Raw genomic sequence first — 18155 nt, 5'->3', positions numbered from 1 at the left:
CGCTACCCCTCGACGATGCTGAGCTCGTCGAAGATCACTTCGCCGGCCGCGTCGGACTCGGGAAGGTCGACGACCGCCGTCAACGCCCACCCGTGATCGCCCTGCGGGTCCTCGAGGACCTGCCGCACCCGCCACAGCTCGGGCGCGGTCTCCACCTGGAACAGCTGGGGGCCGCGTGCCGAGGGGCCGGTGCCGAGGGAGTCGTATTCGTCGAAGTACGGCTGGAGCTGGTCCTCCCACTCGTCGGCGTCGATGCCGTCGTCGAGTCCCTCCAGTTCGGCCCACCGCCGCCGCGACGCGAGTTCGATACGCCGGAACATGGCGTTGCGCACCATCACCCGGAATGCTCGCGTATTCGCCGAGATCGGGCGCGGCACATCGGCGCCGAACGCGACCTGCTGGTCGTCTCCCTCGGCGCCGGGGTCGGTGAGGGATTCCCATTCGTCGAGCAGGCTGGAATCGACCTGGCGGATCAGCTCGCCCAGCCACTCGATGAGGTCGTCCAGCTCCTCCGTCCGGGCCTCGGTCGGAACGGTCTGGCGCAGGGCTCGATACGCGTCCGCGAGATACCGCAGTACGAGCCCCTCCGAACGGGCCAGACCGTAGTGGCTGACCATTTCGGCGAACGTCATCGCCCGCTCGACCATGTCGCGCACGACCGACTTGGGCGACAGCGCGAACTCCGTGATCCACGGGTGCCCACCGCGATACATCTCGAACGCCGGGAACAGCAGGTCTGCGAGAGGCTTGGGCCAGGTGACCTCCTCGAGCAGTTCCATACGTTCCTCGTACTCGATCCCGTCGGCCTTCATCTGCGCGACCGCCTCACCGCGGGCGAAGTGCTGCTGCGCCATGAGGACCTGCCGCGGGTCGTCGAGGGTCGACTCGATCACCGACACCACATCCAGTGCATAGGAATCGGATTCGACGTCGAGGAGTTCGAGGGCGGCCAGGGCGAACGGGGACAGTGGCTGATTGAGCGCGAAGTCCCGCTGGAGTTCCATCGTCAGCCGGGCCATGCGGCCGTCGGCGTCGGGTTCGTCGAGTCTCTGCACCACCCCGGCGTCGATCAGCCCGCGGTACAACGACAACGCCTTGAGGATGTGCTTGCGCTGTGCGGGCCGCGACTCGTGGTTGTCCTCGAGGAGGTGCCGCATGGATTCGAAGCAGTTGCCCGGTCGCGCGATCACGTTGAGCAGCATGGAGTTCGACACGGAGAACCGGGAGACGAGCGGTTCGGGTGACGCGGCGACGAGGCGATCGAACGTGGCCTCGCTCCACGACACGAAGCCGTCCGGCGCCTTCTTGCGCTGCACCTTCCGGCGCTTCTTCGGGTCGTCGCCCGCCTTGGCGAGTGCACGCAGATTCTCGACCTCGTGTTCGGGGGCCTGCACGACCACGGTGCCCAGCGTGTCGTAGCCGGCGCGTCCCGCGCGTCCCGCGATCTGGTGGAACTCGCGGGCACGGAGGTGCCGCGTGCGGGTGCCGTCGAACTTGGTCAGCCCGGTGAGGAGCACGGTGCGGATGGGCACGTTGATTCCTACACCGAGGGTGTCGGTGCCGCAGATGACCTTCAGCAGACCGTCCTGCGCCAGCTTCTCGATGAGGCGGCGGTACTTCGGCAGCATGCCCGCGTGGTGGACGCCGATACCGTGCCGGACGAGGCGCGAGAGGGTCTTGCCGAATCCGGTGGTGAACCGGAAGCCGCCGAGCGCTTCGGCGATGGCGTCCTTCTCCTCGCGCGAACAAAAGTTGACGCTGGTCAGGGCTTGCGCGCGTTCCAGGGCGGCGGCCTGGGTGAAGTGGACCACGTAGACCGGGGCCTGATTGGTGGTCACCAGTTCCTCGATCGTCTCGCTCACGGGTGTCGTGGCGTACGAGAACATGAGGGGGACGGGACGCTCGGTGCCCGCCACCACGGTGGTGGGCCGGCCGGTCCGGCGGGTGAGGTCGGACGAGAAGAAGTCGACCTCACCGAGGGTGGCCGACATGAGCAGAAACTGGGCGTGGGGGAGTTCGACCAGGGGGACCTGCCACGCCCAGCCCCGGTCGGGCTCGGAGTAGAAGTGGAACTCGTCCATCACGACCTGACCGATGTCGGAGTCGGGGCCCTCGCGCAGTGCGAGGTTCGCGACGATCTCGGCGGTCGCGCAGATGATCGGCGCCCGTGAGTTGACGGCGGCGTCGCCGGTCATCATGCCGACGTTCTCCGCGCCGAATACCTCGCACAGAGCGAAGAACTTTTCGCTGACAAGGGCTTTGATCGGGGCCGTGTAGAAGGTGCGCTTGCCGGTGGCCATGGCGTAGAAGTGGGCGCCGACCGCCACCATCGACTTGCCGGATCCGGTGGGCGTCGCCAGGATCACGTTGGCCCCGGACACCAGCTCCATCACGGATTCTTCCTGGGCGGGGTAGAGCGTCAGACCCCGTTCTTCGGTCCAGGAGGTGAAGGCGTCGAAAACGGAATCGGAATCCGCGTTCTCGGGGAGCAGGTCGGAGAGAAGCACTGCTACAGGCTAGCCGGAACGCGGTGCGCCGCTGCCGGGCCTACGTTGCGCTGCGTTCGTCCGATCCCATCGCGTCCAGAACCGCCATCCGGGTGGACGCGCTGCCGGTGATGGTGCTCTCACCGACGCCGGTGACGAGCATCTGCCGCCACTTCGCTTCGTCGAACTGCAGGGGATGAGTGACGGACAGGAACTTCTCGATGGTGCGCAGGAACCGCATCGGGTCGTCGCGGAACGGGAAATGGCCTGCGCCGCGGAAGATCTCGAGGTGTGATCCGGGCATCGCCGCGTGTGCGAGGTGGGCGTGGCTCACCGGGATGACGGCGTCCTGATCGCCCCAGATGAGCTGCACCGGGAGGTTCTCGGTCAGATAACATCGGTCGAGCATGGTGACGACCTGGCCGCGCCAGTCGACGACCGCGCGCAGGGTGCGCAGATACGCCTCGTAGGCGGTGGGGTCGTACAGCTCCGCGAGCACCCGTACCAGGTCGGGTGTGTCGTGCAGCATCGCACCGGGACGCAACCGCGTTCCGTTCAGCTGGCTCAACACGTTGCCCACCAGACGCACGGTGGGCATGGCGCCGGGAATGCGCAGCAGTTTCAGCGCCTCGTTGACCACCGGAACCGACGCGAGCCGGAGCAGCGGGTGAACGTCCTTGGTGACGCCGCCGGCCGAGACCAGGACGAGCCGGTCGACCATCTGCGGGAATTGGTAGGAGAACTGCATCGCGACACCGCCGCCGAGGGAGTGGCCGACGACGGTGACCTTGTCGATGCCCAGGGTGGAGAGCAGGTCGCGCATGCCGTTGGCGTACGCCGCGACCGAGTAATCGGCCCGCGGCTTGTCGGAGCGTCCGTGGCCCAGCAGATCGGGGGCGATGACGGTGTAGTTCTTGGCGAGGTGCGGGATGATCTCGGTCCAGGTGGACGAGTTGTCGCCGATGCCGTGGATCAGCAGAAGTGCGGGACCCGCGCCTGCCATGCGGAACGCGCGGCGGTAGCCGTGGATCGTGCGGAACATCATGCGGGTTTCGGCGTTCGGAACGGGCCTGAGCTTACGAATGCGAGTGTCGCTCATGTCGCCTCCTGAACTAGGTGCACTCCCGAATGTTGACAGCTCAATCATCCGCTTCATCTCGACGCTATTGCACCGCTCTCGGCCGAACAACTGGACCGTGCGGTCGCACAGTGTCCTCGTGGCGACCGCACAACAGCTCCTCGGTCACGCCCCGTTCGGTGATCCCCCCTCCTCGTCGGAGTCGCCGCCCTCGCCGTCCTGCAGGGCCTGTTCGGCGAGGAAACGCTCGAATTCTGCACCGAGTTCGTCACCACTCGGCAGGTCTTCTTCGCTGGCCAGGAGCGTGGACTGCTGTTCTTGAGCCGTTACGTACGCATCGTACTGGCGTTCCAGGGCGTGGACGACGGTTTGTACCTCCTCGTTACCCGCGATGTGCTCGTCGACCTGTTCGCGGACGCGTGCGGCGGCCTCGCCGAGCGCGGCCAGCGGCAGGTCCAGGTCGGTGACGTCACTCACATTCTCGAGGAGGGTCTCGGCGGCGCCCGGATAGTCCGTCTGAGCCAGGTAATGGGGGACGTGAACCGAGAACCCGACCGACTCGTGCCCGTGCTGCGCCATCCGCAACTCGATCAGCGAGGACGCGCTGCCGGGAACCTGCAGTTCGCCGGACCAGCGCTGGTGATCCTTGATCAGGTCTTTGTTGGTGGAATGCGCGGTCACCCCGAGCGGGCGGGTGTGCGGGATGGCCATCGGAATGGCATTGATGCCCACGGTCCGGCGCACACCGAGCTGCTCGGCCAGCAGGCGGACCGCCGTGGTGAACCGCTCCCAGCGCAGGTCGGGCTCCATGCCGGCCAGCAGCAAGAACGGGGTGCCCGCCGTGTCCTTCAGCGCATACAGGTTCAGCTCGGGCTGGTCGTAGTCCGAGAAGTGATCGGCCTTGAACGTCATGGTGGGCCGCCGTGAGCGGTAATCGACGAGTTCGTCGACCGCGAAGGAGGCGACCAGCTCGCTCTCCAGGCTCTCCCGGAGATGCGTCGTGGCGAGTTTGACGGCGTGGCCTGCGTCGGAGAAGCCCTCGAGTCCGTGGATCAGTACAGGTCCCTGGCCGTCCGCGGAGGACAGCTGCGGTGCCGGGAACTCCAGCTCGTACATCTTCGACTGTTCGTCCATTACAGACCTCTTCTCCTTCGTGCCTGGCCTCCAGTGTCCCCTATCGTCTCCGGCATCGATACGTCGGACTTTGCTCTCGGAGGTCCTGCTCTGGGGGAACACGGCGTGGGCGACCGATAATTCCCGTCTGCGGCGTTCCGGTGTTCGCCCACAGCGAGATCCCGCGCACGGTCTGTGGCAATGTGAGGAACGGCACGGTCCCAGACGGACGAGATCCTGGAGGTGCGCGATGTCGGCACGGGTACGAAGATATGCGGACCGGGTTCGACGATCGACGGTCGCGTCGTGAGCGTGCGCATCGACCGGGTGGTCACCTCCGGCACCTTCAGTCTCGACGGGGGCACCTGGGACGTCGACAACAATGTGTGGATCGTCGGCGACGACACCGAGGTGGTGGTGATCGACGCCGCCCACACCGCCGCCCCGATCGTCGAGGCTGTCGGCGGCAGGCACGTGAGGGCCATCGTCTGCACACACGGCCACAACGACCACGTCACCGTGGCGCCCGAACTGTCTACGGCGCTGGACGCCCCGATCTACCTCCATGCTGCCGACGACGTGTTGTGGCGGCAGACTCACCCCGCCGTCGCCTACACGCCGATCGAGGACGGGCAGCAGATCGCCGTGGCCGGGACCGACGTCCGCGTGCTCCACACGCCCGGCCACTCGCCCGGCTCCTGCTGCCTGTTTCTGCCGGAGGCGGGGGAGTTGTTCAGTGGCGACACCCTGTTCTCGGGCGGTCCGGGAGCCACCGGGCGCTCCTACTCGGACTTCCCGACGATCATCGGGTCCATCCGCGACCGTTTGTTCGCGTTGCCGCCGTCGACGACGGTCCGCACCGGGCACGGCGACGGAACCACCATCGGGACCGAATCCCCGCACCTGGAGGAGTGGATCGCCCGCGGCAGCTGAGCCGCAGCCTCCCCGCTGTCGGCGCGCCGGCGTGGCAGAGTGGCGGAAAAGGCTCCCCGGGGTGGGAGCACCACACATCCGACACGGGAGGTCGACGGTGAGGTCTCGGCGCACAGCGGTACGGACGGCCATGGTTGTCCCGGTGGTCTCGCTGGCCGCGGTGACGATTCTCTCCGGATGTTCCTCGACGGTCTCCGGTGACGCGCAGCCGAGCACGACGATCGCGGCGGGGTCGCCGTCGGGCAAGGGACTGTCGAAGCTTCTGGTGGATCCGGCCGACTTCCCGGCCCGATACGAGGCGATCGTGCTGCCCGCCCAGGCCGTGTCGATGGCGGCACCCGACCTGACGGGCGTACCGCAAGGCGCGGTGGTCGACCCCGCGGACTGCGCGCCGCCCGCGCAGGACTACGGACCGACCGGCACCGTCATGGCGGTGGGCACGGACAACGCGAGCCGTTCGACGATCTCGGTCGAGCTCACCAGAACCGATACGCTCCTCGACGAACTGGCGGCGCAGACGAAGAAGTGCGGTGAGGTCACCGTGACGGACAGTGGGGCCGAGTCCACCGTCACCACCGAGGTCACACCTGCCCCTCCCGTCCGGGCCGACGACACCCTCGCGCTCCGGCGGACTGTCAAGTCCGGTAACGGGAGCGACAAGGTCACCCAGTCGATGGTCACGTTGATCGCGCAGGTGGGCGACGTGCGGGTGTCTGCGACCTTCATGTCGTTCGGCGACGCGAAGGCCGATACCGTCGCGCTCGACGAGTTGTTCACCGCCGCGGTGCAGAAGGTGCAGAACAGCTGAGCGCGCCCTAGCACAGGGGTCCGACGACTTCTCGGTCGCTCGGCGCGTCCGTGCGGCGCGGCGACCCGGTTGTCCACAACCGACGGGCCATCCACAGCCCTCTGTGTTTCCCCAGTTCGCCCGCCCGCGCCGTCGCGTCGACCCGTCAGAGTCTGGTGCATGACGACACCCGCATTCCCGCACGGTTCCGGATTCTCCGACGATCCCGGCGGGGGACCGCCCCCGCACCAGCACACCGTCACGCTGTCCGCCCCGGGCGACCTTCTCGCCTCGGTGCCCGCACTGCTCGGATTCCGGCCTGCCCGGTCGATCGTGGCGGTGTGCCTGTCCGGGGAGCGCAACCCGTCGGTCGGAGCCGTCATGAGACACGACCTCGTCCTCAGCGGCGGCGACGTGCCGACCCCGCCGATGTACGCGGCATTGGGTCAGTTCGCCACCGTCTGCGAGAGGGAGCAGGCCACCGGGGTGCTCCTGGTGCTCGTCGACGACCGCTTCACCGACCCGGCCTCGATCTCCCTGGACGAGCTGTCCGCGATCGTCGAGGAATTCGAGGAACTCCTCGACTTCACGCCGGCCGAACTTCTCGACGTGTTCGTCACGGCGGAGATCGCCGCCGGCCGCGAATGGTTCAGCCTCCTCGGCGGCGGTGGGTGCGGAGTCCAGTCCGATCCGACGTCGTCGCGGGTCGCGCTCGCGCGGGTCGTCGAGGGCAGGGCCATCCGCTCTTCGCGCGAGGAACTGGAAGCCACGATCGAGGTGGGCCCGGTGCTCGAACGGATGCAGATCGCCGCCCTCATCGAACGTGGTCGTCAATCATCGCTTCTGCGAAGGGAATTGGCTGGACGGTCGGCCACGCCGGAGCGTGGTCACCGTCTCGAGCTCGAACTGGTGCTGACGCACGTCGCGCGGGTGTCGTCCGGGGAGCGGCTCCTCGCGCCGGAGTACGCGGAACTCGCGCTCGCACTGGACAATGTCACCGTCCGGGACAGCGCGCTCGCTCTGGCCGTCGGCCCGTACGCCGACGACGCGGAGCAACTGTGGATTCTCCTCGCCCGCAACCTCCCGGACCCGGAACGCGCGAACGCGGCGGCGCTGCTCGGATACAGCGCCTATCTTCGTGGCGACGGGCCGTTCGCCGGCATCGCGCTGGCCGCCGCACTGGACTCGGAGCCGGGGCACGTACTGGCCACCCTGCTCGACGGTGCACTGCACTCCGGTCTCCGGCCGACCGAGGTGCGGGGCCTGGCCGACGTCGGTTACGAGCGAGCCGAAGCGAGCGGTGTCGTGCTGCCCCGCTAGATCGCGGACCGCGCCGGCGTCACCGACGTGCCGCGTGCGACCGGTCGCCCAGCTCCTGCAGGTAGGCCCAGGCGTCGGCGACGATCTCGTCGAGGTCGGTGTGCTCCGGCCGCCATCCGAGTTCCGCGATCGCCCGATCACTCGACGCCACCAGCACGGCGGGATCGCCTGCCCGGCGCGGTGCGTCCTCGACCGCGATGGGAAGCCCGGTGACCCGCGCGCACGCCGAGATGACTTCGCGCACACTGAAACCCGCACCGCTGCCGAGATTGTAGATGCGGTGCCTGCCCTCGATCGACGACTCCAGTGCCAGCACGTGTGCCTCGGCGAGGTCGAGCACATGGATGTAGTCGCGGATCGCCGTGCCGTCCGGAGTCGGCCAGTCGGTTCCGAAGATCGAGATCTTCTCCCGCTGACCGAGCGCCACCTGGAGCACGAGAGGAATCAAATGCGTTTCGACGACCCGGTTCTCGCCGGCCGACTTGTACGCTCCCGCGACATTGAAGTACCGCAGGCTGGTCGCCGCGAGCGAATGAGCCACCGAATACGACGTGATGGCATGGTCGATCGCGAGTTTCGTCGCCCCGTACGGATTGGTGGGACGGGTCGGATCGGCCTCCGTGATCGGCGAGTGCTCGGGCTCGCCGTACGTCGCGGCTGTCGACGAGAACACGAGTTTCCGCGTCCCCGAATGCCGCATGGCCTCCAGAAGTTCGAGCGTGGTGACGACGTTGCCGCGCCAGTACTTCTCCGGGTACTGGACGGACTCGCCGACGAGCGACTGCGCCGCGAAGTGCAGGACGCCGTCGAAGCGGGGTGTGCCGCTCGTGCCGAGCACGTCCGACACCACCTCCGCGACGTCGCCCTCGACGAACTCGGCACCGAGCGGCACCGCGTCGGCGTTACCCGTGGACAGGTCGTCGATGATGACGACCTCGTGCCCGCGTTCGAGCAGGACCGTGCTGCAGACGCTGCCGACATAGCCGGCGCCGCCGGTGACCAGAAGTTTCATCGACTATCCCTGAACCTGCTTCACCTGGACGGCGTGTGCCATCTCCTCGGACAGATCGAACCCGCTGTGGCCGGGCACCGTGATGGTGACCGAACCGGGCTTGGTCTCGACGGTGACGCGCGCGTCCGGGACGACACCCGCCTCGCGCAGCTGTCCGATGACGTCCGGATCAGACTGCACGTGCTCCGCGAGACGCCGGACGACGACAGCGGTCGGCTTGCCGGGCGGCACGTCCGTGAGCCGGATGAGCGTCTCGGGGGCGTCCACCGGGCGGTCCAGCCCGAGCAGCGCGAGCCCCGGAATCGGGTTGCCGTACGGCGAGGTAGTGGGGTTGTTGAGCACCTCTACGAGGCGCCGCTCGACTTCCTCGCTCATGACGTGCTCCCACCGGCACGCCTCCGCATGGACCTCTTCCCATTTGAGGCCGATGACATCGACCAGCAGTCGTTCGGCGAGGCGGTGCTTCCGCATCACCGACACCGCGAGTTCGCGGCCCTTCTCCGTCAGTTCCAGGTGGCGGTCACCGGCGACCAGGAGGAGACCGTCACGCTCCATCCGGGCGACGGTCTGGCTGACCGTCGGACCGCTCTGCTCGAGTCGTTCGGCAATACGTGCTCGAAGTGGGACGACGCCCTCTTCTTCCAAGTCATAGATCGTCCGGAGGTACATCTCCGTGGTGTCGACCAGATCCTTCACACTCACACCCCTTCGTCTCGGTTGATTCTACCGGTGATTGCCCGCCACCGGCGCCGTCCGTCCCCGCAGCGCGTCGGTGCCGGTCGTGCCGGGGTCTGCTCGCACCCTCCGCGGGGGACCAGTAGCGTGAGTTCATGACCGCGTCGTTCAGTTCCGGGGAGGATTCGGCTGCACTGGTATCGCACCGTGCAGTCGTGTGGAGTCCGGACTATCTCAGTTATCGGTGGAGTGCGGACCACCCGATGAATCCCACCCGGCTCGAGCTGACCATGTCGCTCGCCCGCAGCCTCGGGATTCTGGAGGGCGTCGAACTGTTGCGGCCCGCCGCCGCCTCGGACGCGGATCTGTTGCGGATCCACACTCCCGCGTACGTCGAAGCAGTCAAACAGGCCGGGCACTCGGCGACGTCGGGCGTGCTCGGTGCGGAAGCCCCGCACGGGCTCGGCACCGAGGACAATCCGGTCTTCCCCCAGATGCACGAGGCGAGCGCGATCCTCGCGGGCGGTTCCCTCGCCGCGGCGCAGGAGATCGCAGCGGGACGCACACGCCGCGCCGTGAGCATCGGCGGCGGCATGCACCACGCGATGCCCGACTGGGCCTCCGGCTTCTGTGTGTACAACGATGTCGCCATTGCGATCTCCTGGCTGCTGGACCACGGGTTCGACCGGATCGCCTACATCGACGTCGACGCGCACCACGGTGACGGGGTGCAGCACGCGTTCGCGCACGACCCCCGCGTCCTCACGATCTCGCTCCACCAGCATCCGGCGACGCTCTGGCCCAACACGGGATGGTCGAGCGAGGTCGGCGAGGGATCGGGGGAGGGCACCGCCGTCAACCTCCCCGTGCTCCCCGGGACCGTCGATGCGTTGTGGCTGCGCGGTTTCCACGCCGTCGTGCCGGGCGCCCTCGCGTCGTTCCGGCCACAGATCGTGATCAGCCAGTGCGGTGTCGACAGCCACCGCGAAGATCCGCTGGCCGACCTGGCGCTGACGGTCGACGGCCAGCGGGCCGCGTTCCTCGCCATGCGCGATCTCGCCGACCGCTACGCCGAAGGACGCTGGCTCGCCGTCGGCGGCGGCGGTTACGGCCTCGTCCGGGTGGTCCCGCGCGCGTGGACCCACCTCATCGCCGCGGCGCTCGACCGCGAGATCGACACGGGCCGTGCCGTACCCGAGGCCTGGCAGGAACGCGCGCACGCGCTCGCGCCCAGCGTGGACCTGCCGGACACGATGGGCGACGGCGGCGAGGTCGACTACCTGCCCTGGGACGGTCCCGGTGGCACACCGGAAACCGGGGTCCCGTCGATCGACCGCGCCCTGACGCGGATCGACTCGGCCGTCATCGCCACTCGCCGCGCCTGCTTCCCCCTACTCGGACTCGACCCGGAGGATCCCCGTGACTGAGCCGACGCACGGCAGCGAGACCACCGGCGGCGCCGAGGCGTCGAACGGCGCCGAGACGTCGGGTAGCGCCGGGGCGGCTGTCACGACCGAGGCGAAGGGGACCCCCGACGCAGCGCACAACTACCCGCGGCACTGGGTCGCCGACGTGCTCGCGGCGGACGGCGGGGCAGTGGCGTTGCGGCCGATCGTCCCCGAGGACGCGGACAAACTCGTCGCGTTCCACTCGAAGCTCTCCGAACGCACCCGCTATCTCCGGTATTTCGGCCCCTACCCGACCATGTCGCAACGGGACATCGTTCACTTCACCACGGTCGATCACCACGACCGGGTGGCGTTCGTGGTGCTGCTCGGGGACGAGATCATCGCCGTCGGCCGATACGAGCGACTCATCGGTGAGGGGGACGGCAAGTCCGCCGAGGTGGCGTTCGTCGTCGCGGACGCGCATCAGGGCCGCGGACTCGGGCCCATTCTGCTCGAGCATCTCGCCGCGGCGGCCGCGGAGAACGGCCTGACCATGTTCGTCGCCGAGGTCCTCGCGGAGAACCGGAACATGGTGACGGTCTTCCGTGAGGCGGGCTATCAGGTGAGCCGCAGTTTCGAGGGCGGAGTGCTCAAGCTCGAGTTCGCGATCGACCCCACCGAAGCGATGGTGTCCGTGCGCAATTCCCGCGAGCGGGCCGCCGAGGCGCGCAGCATGCGGAACGTGCTCAGTCCACGGTCGGTCGCGGTGATCGGCGCGTCCACCGACCGCGCGAAGGTCGGCAACGCCGTGCTGACCAACCTGCTGCGGGCGGGATTCACCGGCCCGGTGTATCCGGTCAACGCCGAGCACCGTTCGGTCCACGGTGTGCGCGCGTACCCGTCGGTCCGCGACATCCCCGACGAGGTGGATCTCGCCGTCGTCGCTGTACCCGCTGAATCGATCAATGCCGTCCTCGACGACTGCCTGGTCAAGGGGGTGAAGGCCCTCGTCGTCGTGTCTTCGGGATTCAGTGAAACCGGCATGGACGGACGGCAATCCGAACGTCGCCTCGTCCACGCCGCCCGCGCGCACGGGATGCGGCTGATCGGGCCCAACGCGCTCGGCGTGGCCAACAACGACAGCGAGGTCTCGTTGAACGCCACCCTCGCACCGGTGCTGCCGAGCCCCGGTAACGTCGGATTCTTCTGCCAGTCCGGGGCACTCGGCATCGCCATCCTCGACGAGGCCGCACGGAGCCGCATCGGGTTGTCCGCCTTCGTCTCCGCGGGCAACCGCGCCGACGTCTCCGGTAACGACCTCCTGCAGTACTGGGATTCGGATCCGGCCACCGAGGTGGTGCTGCTGTATCTGGAGAGCTTCGGCAATCCCCGCAAGTTCTCGCGCATCGCGCGCCGGGTGGCGCGGAACAAGCCGATCGTCGCGGTCAAGAGCGGCAGGCACGCCGTCCCGCCCGCATTGGCGGCCAGCGGTGGCGAGATGGACGATTCGATCGTCCGTGCCCTCTTCGAGCAGGCCGGTGTGGTGCAGGTCGGGTCGATCTCCCAGCTGTTCGACTGTGCGCTGCTGTTCGGGTATCAGCCGCTGCCCGCGGGCCCCCGGCTCGCCGTGGTCGGAAACTCCACCGCGCTCGGTGTGCTCGCCGCGGATGCGGCGCGCAGTGAGGGTCTGCAGGTCGGCGACCCCGTCGACCTCGGTCCGCAGGCCGGTCCCGAGGAGTTCGCGGCGGCCGTGCGGACGGCCCTCACGTCCTTCGACGTCGATTCGGTGATTGCCGTGTTCGTCCCGCCGGTCGCCGTTCCGGTCGAACCCTATGCCCAGGCGCTGCGGGAGGCGGTGCGGGAAGCCGACAAGCCCGTCCTCACGACGTTCCTCGCGGCGGAGGGTGTGCCCGACGTCCTGGCGGTCCGGGGTGAGGACGGGCACCCGACACGCGGTTCGGTTCCCTCCTATCCCGGTCCGGAGCGCGCGGCGCTGGCGCTGGCGCGCGCGTGGCGGTACTCGGCGTGGAAGAGCAAGCCGTCCTCGAAAGTGGTGCGCCCCAACGGGATCGATCCGGAGCGGGCGAAAGCGATGATCGACGGCTGGCTCGCGGCGTCGTCCGGACGCTGGCTGTCGGACTTCGAGGCATCGCAACTCCTCGCGTGCTACGGCGTGAACGTCGTGGAATTCCGTTCCGCCACCACCGAAGACGAGGCCGTGCAGGCCGCCGAGGAATTGGGATACCCGGTCGCAGTGAAGGCGACGGGGGAGCAGTGGCGACACCGGCCGGACCTCGGTGGAGTCCGCCTCGATCTGGTCGGACCCGATTCGGTGCGCTGGGCCTACCGCGACCTCGCCGCCGCGTCCGGTGAACCGCTACTCCACGTGCAGCGGATGGCCACCAAGGGAATCGGCTGTGTGGTGGGCGTGCAGGACGACCCGTCGTTCGGTTCGCTCATCTCGTTCGGACTTGCCGGCGTGATCTCCGATCTCCTCGGCGACCGTGCCTACCGGGTGCTGCCCCTCACCGAAGACGCCGCAACGGAACTGATCGACGCACCGAAAGCGGCGCCGCTGCTGTCCGGCTACCGGAGTGCGGTACCGGTGAACAAATCGGCTCTCGTCGACCTCGTGCAGCGGATCTCCGCCCTCGCCGACGACCTCCCGGAGGTACGGGAACTGGCCTGCGAACCCGTGCTCGCGTCGGCCGAAGGCGCGCAGATCACCGATTCGCGCGTGCGGATCGGCCCGGAACCCAGCGTCGCCGACCTCGGCCCCCGCCGCCTGCGCTGACCGGTCACCCGGTCCCGCAGACAGCGCAACGCCGGTGCCGGTCGCGTACGACCGGCACCGGCGCTGATACCGGGTGGGAGACTCTCGTCAGCTGGCGTAGGAGCGCAGCCGCTCGGCGCGGTCGCCCTGACGCAGCTTGCCCATCACTTCGCGCTCGATCTGACGGACACGCTCACGGGAGAGCCCGAAGAGCTTGCCGATCTGGTCGAGAGTGCGCGGCTGACCGTCGTCCAGACCGTAACGGAGGCGGATGACCTGCTGCTCACGCTCGTCGAGGGTGGCCAGCACGCTGCGCACGTCGCTGTGCAGGAGACCCGCGATCACGGCGTTCTCCGCCGACGTGGCCTCGGAATCCTCGATGAAGTCGCCCAGGGGAGCTTCCTCGTCGTTACCGACCGGCATGTCGAGGCTCACCGGGTCGCGGCTGTGGTCGAGGAGATCCGCGATCTTGTGCGCCGGGATGCCCGACTCCTCGGCCAGCTCGTCGTCCGTCGCCTCACGCCCGAGCTGCTGATGCAGCTCACGCTTGATACGGGCCAGCTTGTTGACCTGCTCGACGAGGTGCACTGGGAGCCGGATCGTCCGGCTCTGGTCGGCCATGCCGCGGGTGATCGCCTGACGAATCCACCAGGTGGCATACGTCGAGAACTTGAACCCCTTCGCGTAGTCGAACTTCTCCATCGCGCGGATCAGACCCAGGTTGCCCTCCTGGATGAGGTCCAGCAGTGGCATTCCGCGTCCGGTGTACCGCTTCGCGAGCGAGACGACGAGCCGCAGGTTGGCCTCGAGGAGGTGCGCGCGGGCGGACTGTCCTTCACGGACGACCGTCGCGAGGTCGCGCTTCTTGGCGGGGGAGAGTCGCTTCCCGGTCTCCAGGATGTGCGCGGCGTACAGCCCAGCCTCGATTCGCTTGGACAGTTCTACCTCGTCTGCGGCCGTCAGCAGAGCCGTGCGGCCGATTCCGTTCAGGTAGACCCGGACCAGGTCGGCAGCGGGGCTCTGGGCGTCCAGATCGGCAGCGCTGGGGCGAATGCGAGTAGTGGTGCTGGGGCTTGTCATGACTTGCCTCCTCATCGGTGGTGTCTCATATGGATCAACGCACCGAAGGCCTGGGAAAGTTCCCGGCCGGTAATTTGCGAAGAGGCTGTGACCTGCAGGTTCCTCGATTCGGTCCTGAGAAGTTGCTGAGAACACGTATAAGGGGGACGGATCGGGAACCCGACGGCTACGCGGGAAGCACGAGTCCGTGCCGGACGAGGGCGTGCACGAGTGGCACGGCCGACTGCGCGAGGTCCTCGGCGTCGACGCCGTGGGCGGCGGCGAGAAGCTCGATCAGTTCGCCCAGCACGAGGCCGTCGCCGCGCATGCCCGCGACGAGCGACGCGACGAGATCGTCGATCTCGTGCTGCCACGCCGGGCCGTTCCCGCGGTGCAACCGGGCGACCACCTGGGTCCATCCCTCGTCGCCGGGCAGGAACACCCGCTCCAGGGCGGTGCTCTCCTCCACGCGGAAACGTGCGGTGAGCACGTCGTGCTCGCGCAGCCACGCCACTCGCTCGAAGTACGCGAGCGCCTCCGCGCCCAAGGGGTCGCTGAAGCCGTGGGTGAGATCCTCCGCCATCAGATCGGTGGGTGCGTCGGTCCGGCGCAGGTAGACGAACCCGAAGCCGACCCCCTCGACGTTCGCGCTCGCGAGGTGATCCAGCCAGTCCTCGGCAATAGTCGCGGTGGCCGGGTCCCGGGTGTCGAGGCCGCCGTCCCGCATCCAGGTGCCGACGTACAGGGCCGGGTCCGCGACATCCCGCTGAACCACCCACGCGTCGATCCCGTGGGCGGGAAGCCAGGAGGCCACCCGGGCCCGCCAGTCCTCGCCCTCGACGTGGATCCACGACGCCAGCAGCGCCGCCGTGCCGCCGGGCGCGAGGTAGTCCGCCACGCGGGAGATCATCAGTTCACTCGCGCCGTCGAGGTCGAGTCCGGAGTCTCGGTAGGTGTGACCCACCCGGGCGCGGCTGACGACGAACGGCGGATTGGCCACCACCTGATCGAACGTGCGGCCCTCGACCGGCTCGAACCACGAGCCGGCGAGCAGTTCCACCTGCTCCTCGTTGAGCGCCACGGTGACTGCCGCCAGATCGACGGCACGGACATTCAGGTCCGTGGCCGTCACCGAGTCGGCGTAGGACGTGCCGTGCAGGGCCTGGATGCCGCAACCGGTCCCGACGTCGAGCAGTGTCCCGACCGGCGCGGTCGGGGTGGCCTGCAGCAGCGACAGCGACGCGTGTCCGACGCCGATGACGTGGTCGACGGGGGTCTCGCGGGGGCGGAGGGAGCCGTCGAGGTCGGAGAGCACCCAGCGGTTGCCCCCGCCGATGTCCATCGGACGGAGGTCGAGGGCCGCGCGGACGACGTCACCGTCGGATTCGAGCAGGCCTGCTGCCACAGCGTCCTCGACCGGGAGCGGGGAGAGCGCCGCGGCCACCTCGCCGACGGGACAGTCGTCGGTGAGCAGGAACAGGCGGATCAGGGTGCCGAGTTCGCCGCAGCCGGCGCTGGCCCGGCGCACCGGGACCGGCTCGTTGCGGCTCAGCGCCGCATGGACCTCGGGTCCCAGCGCATCGAGCAGGGTGTCCGTGTCGTACCGGTTGCGGCGGAGGGCCTCACGCAGAGAGGGGCAGATCGACAGCAGCTCGTCACGGTTCACCCGTGCATTGTTGCAGCACGCCCGACCGCGTCAGCCCTCGATCGTGTGGTGCGGCGGCGCGGGGAGCGCGGTGGAGGGCGACTCGCGGTGGTCGTACCGGCTGGGCTCGTCCTTGGTGCGCGGCGGCCGGTCGTTGGCGATGAGAACCGCGATCCACGGCAGCGGGATCGACACGCCGATGATCGCCATCGAGATCCACGGGTTCTCCCAGATGCCGTACGCCACCGCCGCGAAGATCAGCGCGGGGAACCGGAAGGACATGATGAGCAGGTACTTGCGGACACGGGCGCGATGTTGATCCTCGATGGATCGCGCTGCCTCGGTGATGAGAACCGGATTGCTCGGGGAGCCGGCGTCGTGGGACCCGCCGAACCCTGCACTTCGTGCCATGCCTCCACTGTTCCACTGTCGGGCGGCAAATGCACACAGGGGGTGGGATAGTCGGCCGGTTGCGGCATTATTGAGGGGTGAGCACTCAAACCAAGGAACGGCCCGACGTCACCACCGACGAGTCGACCGATGACGACACTCCCAAGTTCTTCCACTACGTCAAGAAGAACAAGATCGCGGAGAGTGCCGTCATGGGCACTCACGTCGTCGCGTTGTGCGGCGAAGTGTTTCCGGTGACGAAGTCCGCGAAACCGGGATCGCCGGTCTGCCCCGACTGCAAGAAGATCTACGAAGGATTGCGCAAGGGCGACTGAGGCTTCGCCGGCGCTCGTCGCACACCCGGTGGCTCGGGGGATTCTCGTACCGGGCCGTCGGGCTCGTCGTCGTTCCCGGACTCCGTCTCTGCCGCATCCGGACGGGCCCGGTCTCCGACGACCTTGATCGGACCGGTGGCGATGCGACGTGTGAAGCTGGTCACCGGACCCGTCGACGGCGAACTCTCGGCCTGCGCGGCGATCCAATCCCGCATCTGGTCGATGCGCGTCGCACGGGCGGGCCAGAACTCCTGGACGGTGGCGTTGAACTCGGCACCGAGCACCACCGCGAACCCCAGGAAGAACGTGAACAGCAGGAACGCGATCGGCGTGGCCAGCGCCCCGTACGTGTACCCGGTTCCGGCCACCCAGGAAAGGTAGCGGCGCAGGCAGGTGCTCGCTCCGAGGAAGAACACCCCCGCGACGAGTGCGCCGCCGAGCAGCCGGTGCCAGGGCAGCGATCGGGGGAGCGCCACCTTGTACAGCGTCGTCAGGCCGACGATGAGCAGCAGTCCCACGCCGGGGTAGTAGAACGTGTCGACGATCTCCGTCCCGATCGTGCGCCACGCCTCCGGGAGCACCCTGCCGACGAGCGTCGGACCCAGCGCGACCAGCGGCAGGGTGAACACGGCGAGGATCAGGAACATCACGTACAGCAGCAACGCGAACACGCGCTGCCACACCGGGTGCCGCGCCTCCTGCTGGCCGTGGGCCTCGACGATCGAGTCCACGAACGTGGAAATGGCGGACGAGCCGGCCCACAGGGACAGCAGGAAGCTCAGTGACACGATCTCGGGACGTCCGCGTTCGAGTACGTCGCCGACCGTCGGGCGGATGATCTGTTCGACGACGCTGTCGCTGAACACCGTCCCGCTGAAATTGATGATCTTCGACTGGATGATGTCGACGGTGTCGGGCCCGAACCAGCCGCCGACGTAGCCGAGCATTCCGAGGAGCCCCAGCAGGAGCGGGGGCAGCGACAGCGTCTGCCAGAACGCTGCCGTGGCCGCCTTTCCGAAGATGGAATCGTCCCAGGCCTTGCTCGCTGTGCGACCGATCACGCTCAGTGTGCGACGTAGCGGATGCCACCCGGACCGGGGTGGGTCACCGCCACTCTGCGGCGTTGTCGAGGGTGTTTCGGTCATGATGTTTCCAGCATCC

The 18155-nt window shown here is 68.3% G+C and carries 15 protein-coding genes; 6 read left to right on the top strand and 9 right to left on the bottom strand.

Annotation, left to right across the window (positions count from 1 at the left end):
* Positions 1–2 precede the first annotated feature (2 nt).
* From ACNJ7E_RS25040 to ACNJ7E_RS25030, 3 genes are all read right to left on the bottom strand, one after another.
* On the bottom strand, positions 3–2507 hold the full coding sequence (locus ACNJ7E_RS25040) for a DEAD/DEAH box helicase (RefSeq protein WP_283331916.1): 2505 nt from the start codon (positions 2505–2507) through the stop codon (positions 3–5).
* Positions 2508–2547: 40 nt separating this feature from the next.
* Entirely contained in the window at positions 2548–3585 is a 1038-nt protein-coding gene (locus ACNJ7E_RS25035; protein WP_418341208.1) for an alpha/beta fold hydrolase, read from the bottom strand.
* A gap of 144 nt (positions 3586–3729) precedes the next feature.
* Positions 3730–4698 (bottom strand): proteasome assembly chaperone family protein, encoded by a 969-nt coding sequence (locus tag ACNJ7E_RS25030; RefSeq protein WP_418341207.1) that lies wholly within the window; start codon positions 4696–4698, stop codon positions 3730–3732.
* Between the two features lie 285 nt (positions 4699–4983).
* On the opposite strand from ACNJ7E_RS25030, the gene ACNJ7E_RS25025 reads away from it, so the two are divergent.
* The 3 genes from ACNJ7E_RS25025 to ACNJ7E_RS25015 all read left to right on the top strand — a co-directional run bounded on the left by ACNJ7E_RS25025 (position 4984) and on the right by ACNJ7E_RS25015 (position 7717).
* Positions 4984–5610: an MBL fold metallo-hydrolase gene (locus ACNJ7E_RS25025; RefSeq protein ID WP_283331915.1), complete on the top strand. Its 627-nt coding sequence runs from the start codon at positions 4984–4986 to the stop codon at positions 5608–5610.
* Positions 5611–5752: 142 nt separating this feature from the next.
* Positions 5753–6418 carry a DUF5642 family protein gene (locus ACNJ7E_RS25020; protein ID WP_283353160.1) on the top strand — a complete coding sequence of 222 codons (666 nt, stop codon included), beginning with the start codon at positions 5753–5755 and terminating at the stop codon, positions 6416–6418.
* Between the two features lie 159 nt (positions 6419–6577).
* The gene (locus ACNJ7E_RS25015) at positions 6578–7717 is read left to right on the top strand and encodes a DUF4192 domain-containing protein (protein WP_418341206.1); all 1140 of its coding nucleotides are present in this window, start codon (positions 6578–6580) and stop codon (positions 7715–7717) included.
* 19 nt (positions 7718–7736) lie between these two features.
* On the opposite strand, the gene galE is transcribed toward ACNJ7E_RS25015, so the two are convergent.
* Both galE and ACNJ7E_RS25005 read right to left on the bottom strand, forming a co-directional pair.
* Positions 7737–8729, bottom strand: coding sequence for a UDP-glucose 4-epimerase GalE (gene galE, locus ACNJ7E_RS25010; RefSeq protein ID WP_005261105.1), 993 nt, complete (start codon positions 8727–8729; stop codon positions 7737–7739).
* A gap of 3 nt (positions 8730–8732) precedes the next feature.
* On the bottom strand, positions 8733–9425 hold the full coding sequence (locus ACNJ7E_RS25005; protein ID WP_005240804.1) for an iron-dependent transcriptional repressor DtxR: 693 nt from the start codon (positions 9423–9425) through the stop codon (positions 8733–8735).
* Between the two features lie 134 nt (positions 9426–9559).
* On the opposite strand from ACNJ7E_RS25005, the gene ACNJ7E_RS25000 reads away from it, so the two are divergent.
* Together ACNJ7E_RS25000 and ACNJ7E_RS24995 are read left to right on the top strand one after the other, a co-directional pair.
* Positions 9560–10831 carry an acetoin utilization protein AcuC gene (locus tag ACNJ7E_RS25000; protein ID WP_105414580.1) on the top strand — a complete coding sequence of 424 codons (1272 nt, stop codon included), beginning with the start codon at positions 9560–9562 and terminating at the stop codon, positions 10829–10831.
* A complete protein-coding gene (locus ACNJ7E_RS24995; RefSeq protein WP_418341205.1) occupies positions 10824–13586 on the top strand; it encodes a bifunctional acetate--CoA ligase family protein/GNAT family N-acetyltransferase in 2763 nt (920 codons plus the stop codon). Before ACNJ7E_RS25000 ends, ACNJ7E_RS24995 begins: the two co-directional genes overlap by 8 nt.
* Positions 13587–13673: 87 nt before the next feature.
* Here ACNJ7E_RS24995 and ACNJ7E_RS24990 read toward each other — a convergent pair whose 3' ends face one another.
* The 3 genes from ACNJ7E_RS24990 to ACNJ7E_RS24980 all read right to left on the bottom strand — a co-directional run bounded on the left by ACNJ7E_RS24990 (position 13674) and on the right by ACNJ7E_RS24980 (position 16680).
* Positions 13674–14645, bottom strand: coding sequence for a sigma-70 family RNA polymerase sigma factor (locus ACNJ7E_RS24990; protein WP_005261102.1), 972 nt, complete (start codon positions 14643–14645; stop codon positions 13674–13676).
* Between the two features lie 166 nt (positions 14646–14811).
* Positions 14812–16290, bottom strand: a complete 1479-nt coding sequence (locus ACNJ7E_RS24985) for a DUF7782 domain-containing protein (protein ID WP_418341204.1) — start codon at positions 16288–16290, stop codon at positions 14812–14814.
* A 30-nt stretch (positions 16291–16320) separates the two neighbouring features.
* Positions 16321–16680, bottom strand: a complete 360-nt coding sequence (locus tag ACNJ7E_RS24980; RefSeq protein WP_005261100.1) for a DUF3099 domain-containing protein — start codon at positions 16678–16680, stop codon at positions 16321–16323.
* 77 nt (positions 16681–16757) lie between these two features.
* On the opposite strand from ACNJ7E_RS24980, the gene ACNJ7E_RS24975 reads away from it, so the two are divergent.
* Complete coding sequence (locus ACNJ7E_RS24975) at positions 16758–16994, top strand: DUF3039 domain-containing protein (protein WP_005240826.1); 237 nt, start codon at positions 16758–16760, stop codon at positions 16992–16994.
* Here ACNJ7E_RS24975 and ACNJ7E_RS24970 read toward each other — a convergent pair.
* Entirely contained in the window at positions 16967–18139 is a 1173-nt protein-coding gene (locus ACNJ7E_RS24970; protein WP_418341203.1) for a YihY/virulence factor BrkB family protein, read from the bottom strand. The genes ACNJ7E_RS24975 and ACNJ7E_RS24970 overlap by 28 nt on opposite strands.
* Positions 18140–18155: the final 16 nt, after the last annotated feature.

It is taken from the genome of Rhodococcus mengyinensis, assembly GCF_048381435.1.
GTDB lineage: Bacteria > Actinomycetota > Actinomycetes > Mycobacteriales > Mycobacteriaceae > Rhodococcus_F > Rhodococcus_F opacus_D.
The sequence above is the reverse complement of the archived record's forward strand: the minus strand, read 5'-3'. Positions and strand labels throughout refer to the sequence as shown.

Excerpts from the sequence above, each read along its gene's own strand:
- ACNJ7E_RS25000 (WP_105414580.1), top strand. The coding sequence starts at position 9,560 with ATGACCGCGTCGTTCAGTTCCGGGGAGGATTCGGCTGCACTGGTATCG.
- ACNJ7E_RS24970 (WP_418341203.1), bottom strand. The coding sequence starts at position 18,139 with ATGACCGAAACACCCTCGACAACGCCGCAGAGTGGCGGTGACCCACCC.
- ACNJ7E_RS24990 (WP_005261102.1), bottom strand. The coding sequence starts at position 14,645 with ATGACAAGCCCCAGCACCACTACTCGCATTCGCCCCAGCGCTGCCGAT.
- ACNJ7E_RS25035 (WP_418341208.1), bottom strand. The coding sequence starts at position 3,585 with ATGAGCGACACTCGCATTCGTAAGCTCAGGCCCGTTCCGAACGCCGAA.
- ACNJ7E_RS25015 (WP_418341206.1), top strand. The coding sequence starts at position 6,578 with ATGACGACACCCGCATTCCCGCACGGTTCCGGATTCTCCGACGATCCC.
- galE (WP_005261105.1), bottom strand. The coding sequence starts at position 8,729 with ATGAAACTTCTGGTCACCGGCGGCGCCGGCTATGTCGGCAGCGTCTGC.
- ACNJ7E_RS25030 (WP_418341207.1), bottom strand. The coding sequence starts at position 4,698 with ATGGACGAACAGTCGAAGATGTACGAGCTGGAGTTCCCGGCACCGCAG.
- ACNJ7E_RS24980 (WP_005261100.1), bottom strand. The coding sequence starts at position 16,680 with ATGGCACGAAGTGCAGGGTTCGGCGGGTCCCACGACGCCGGCTCCCCG.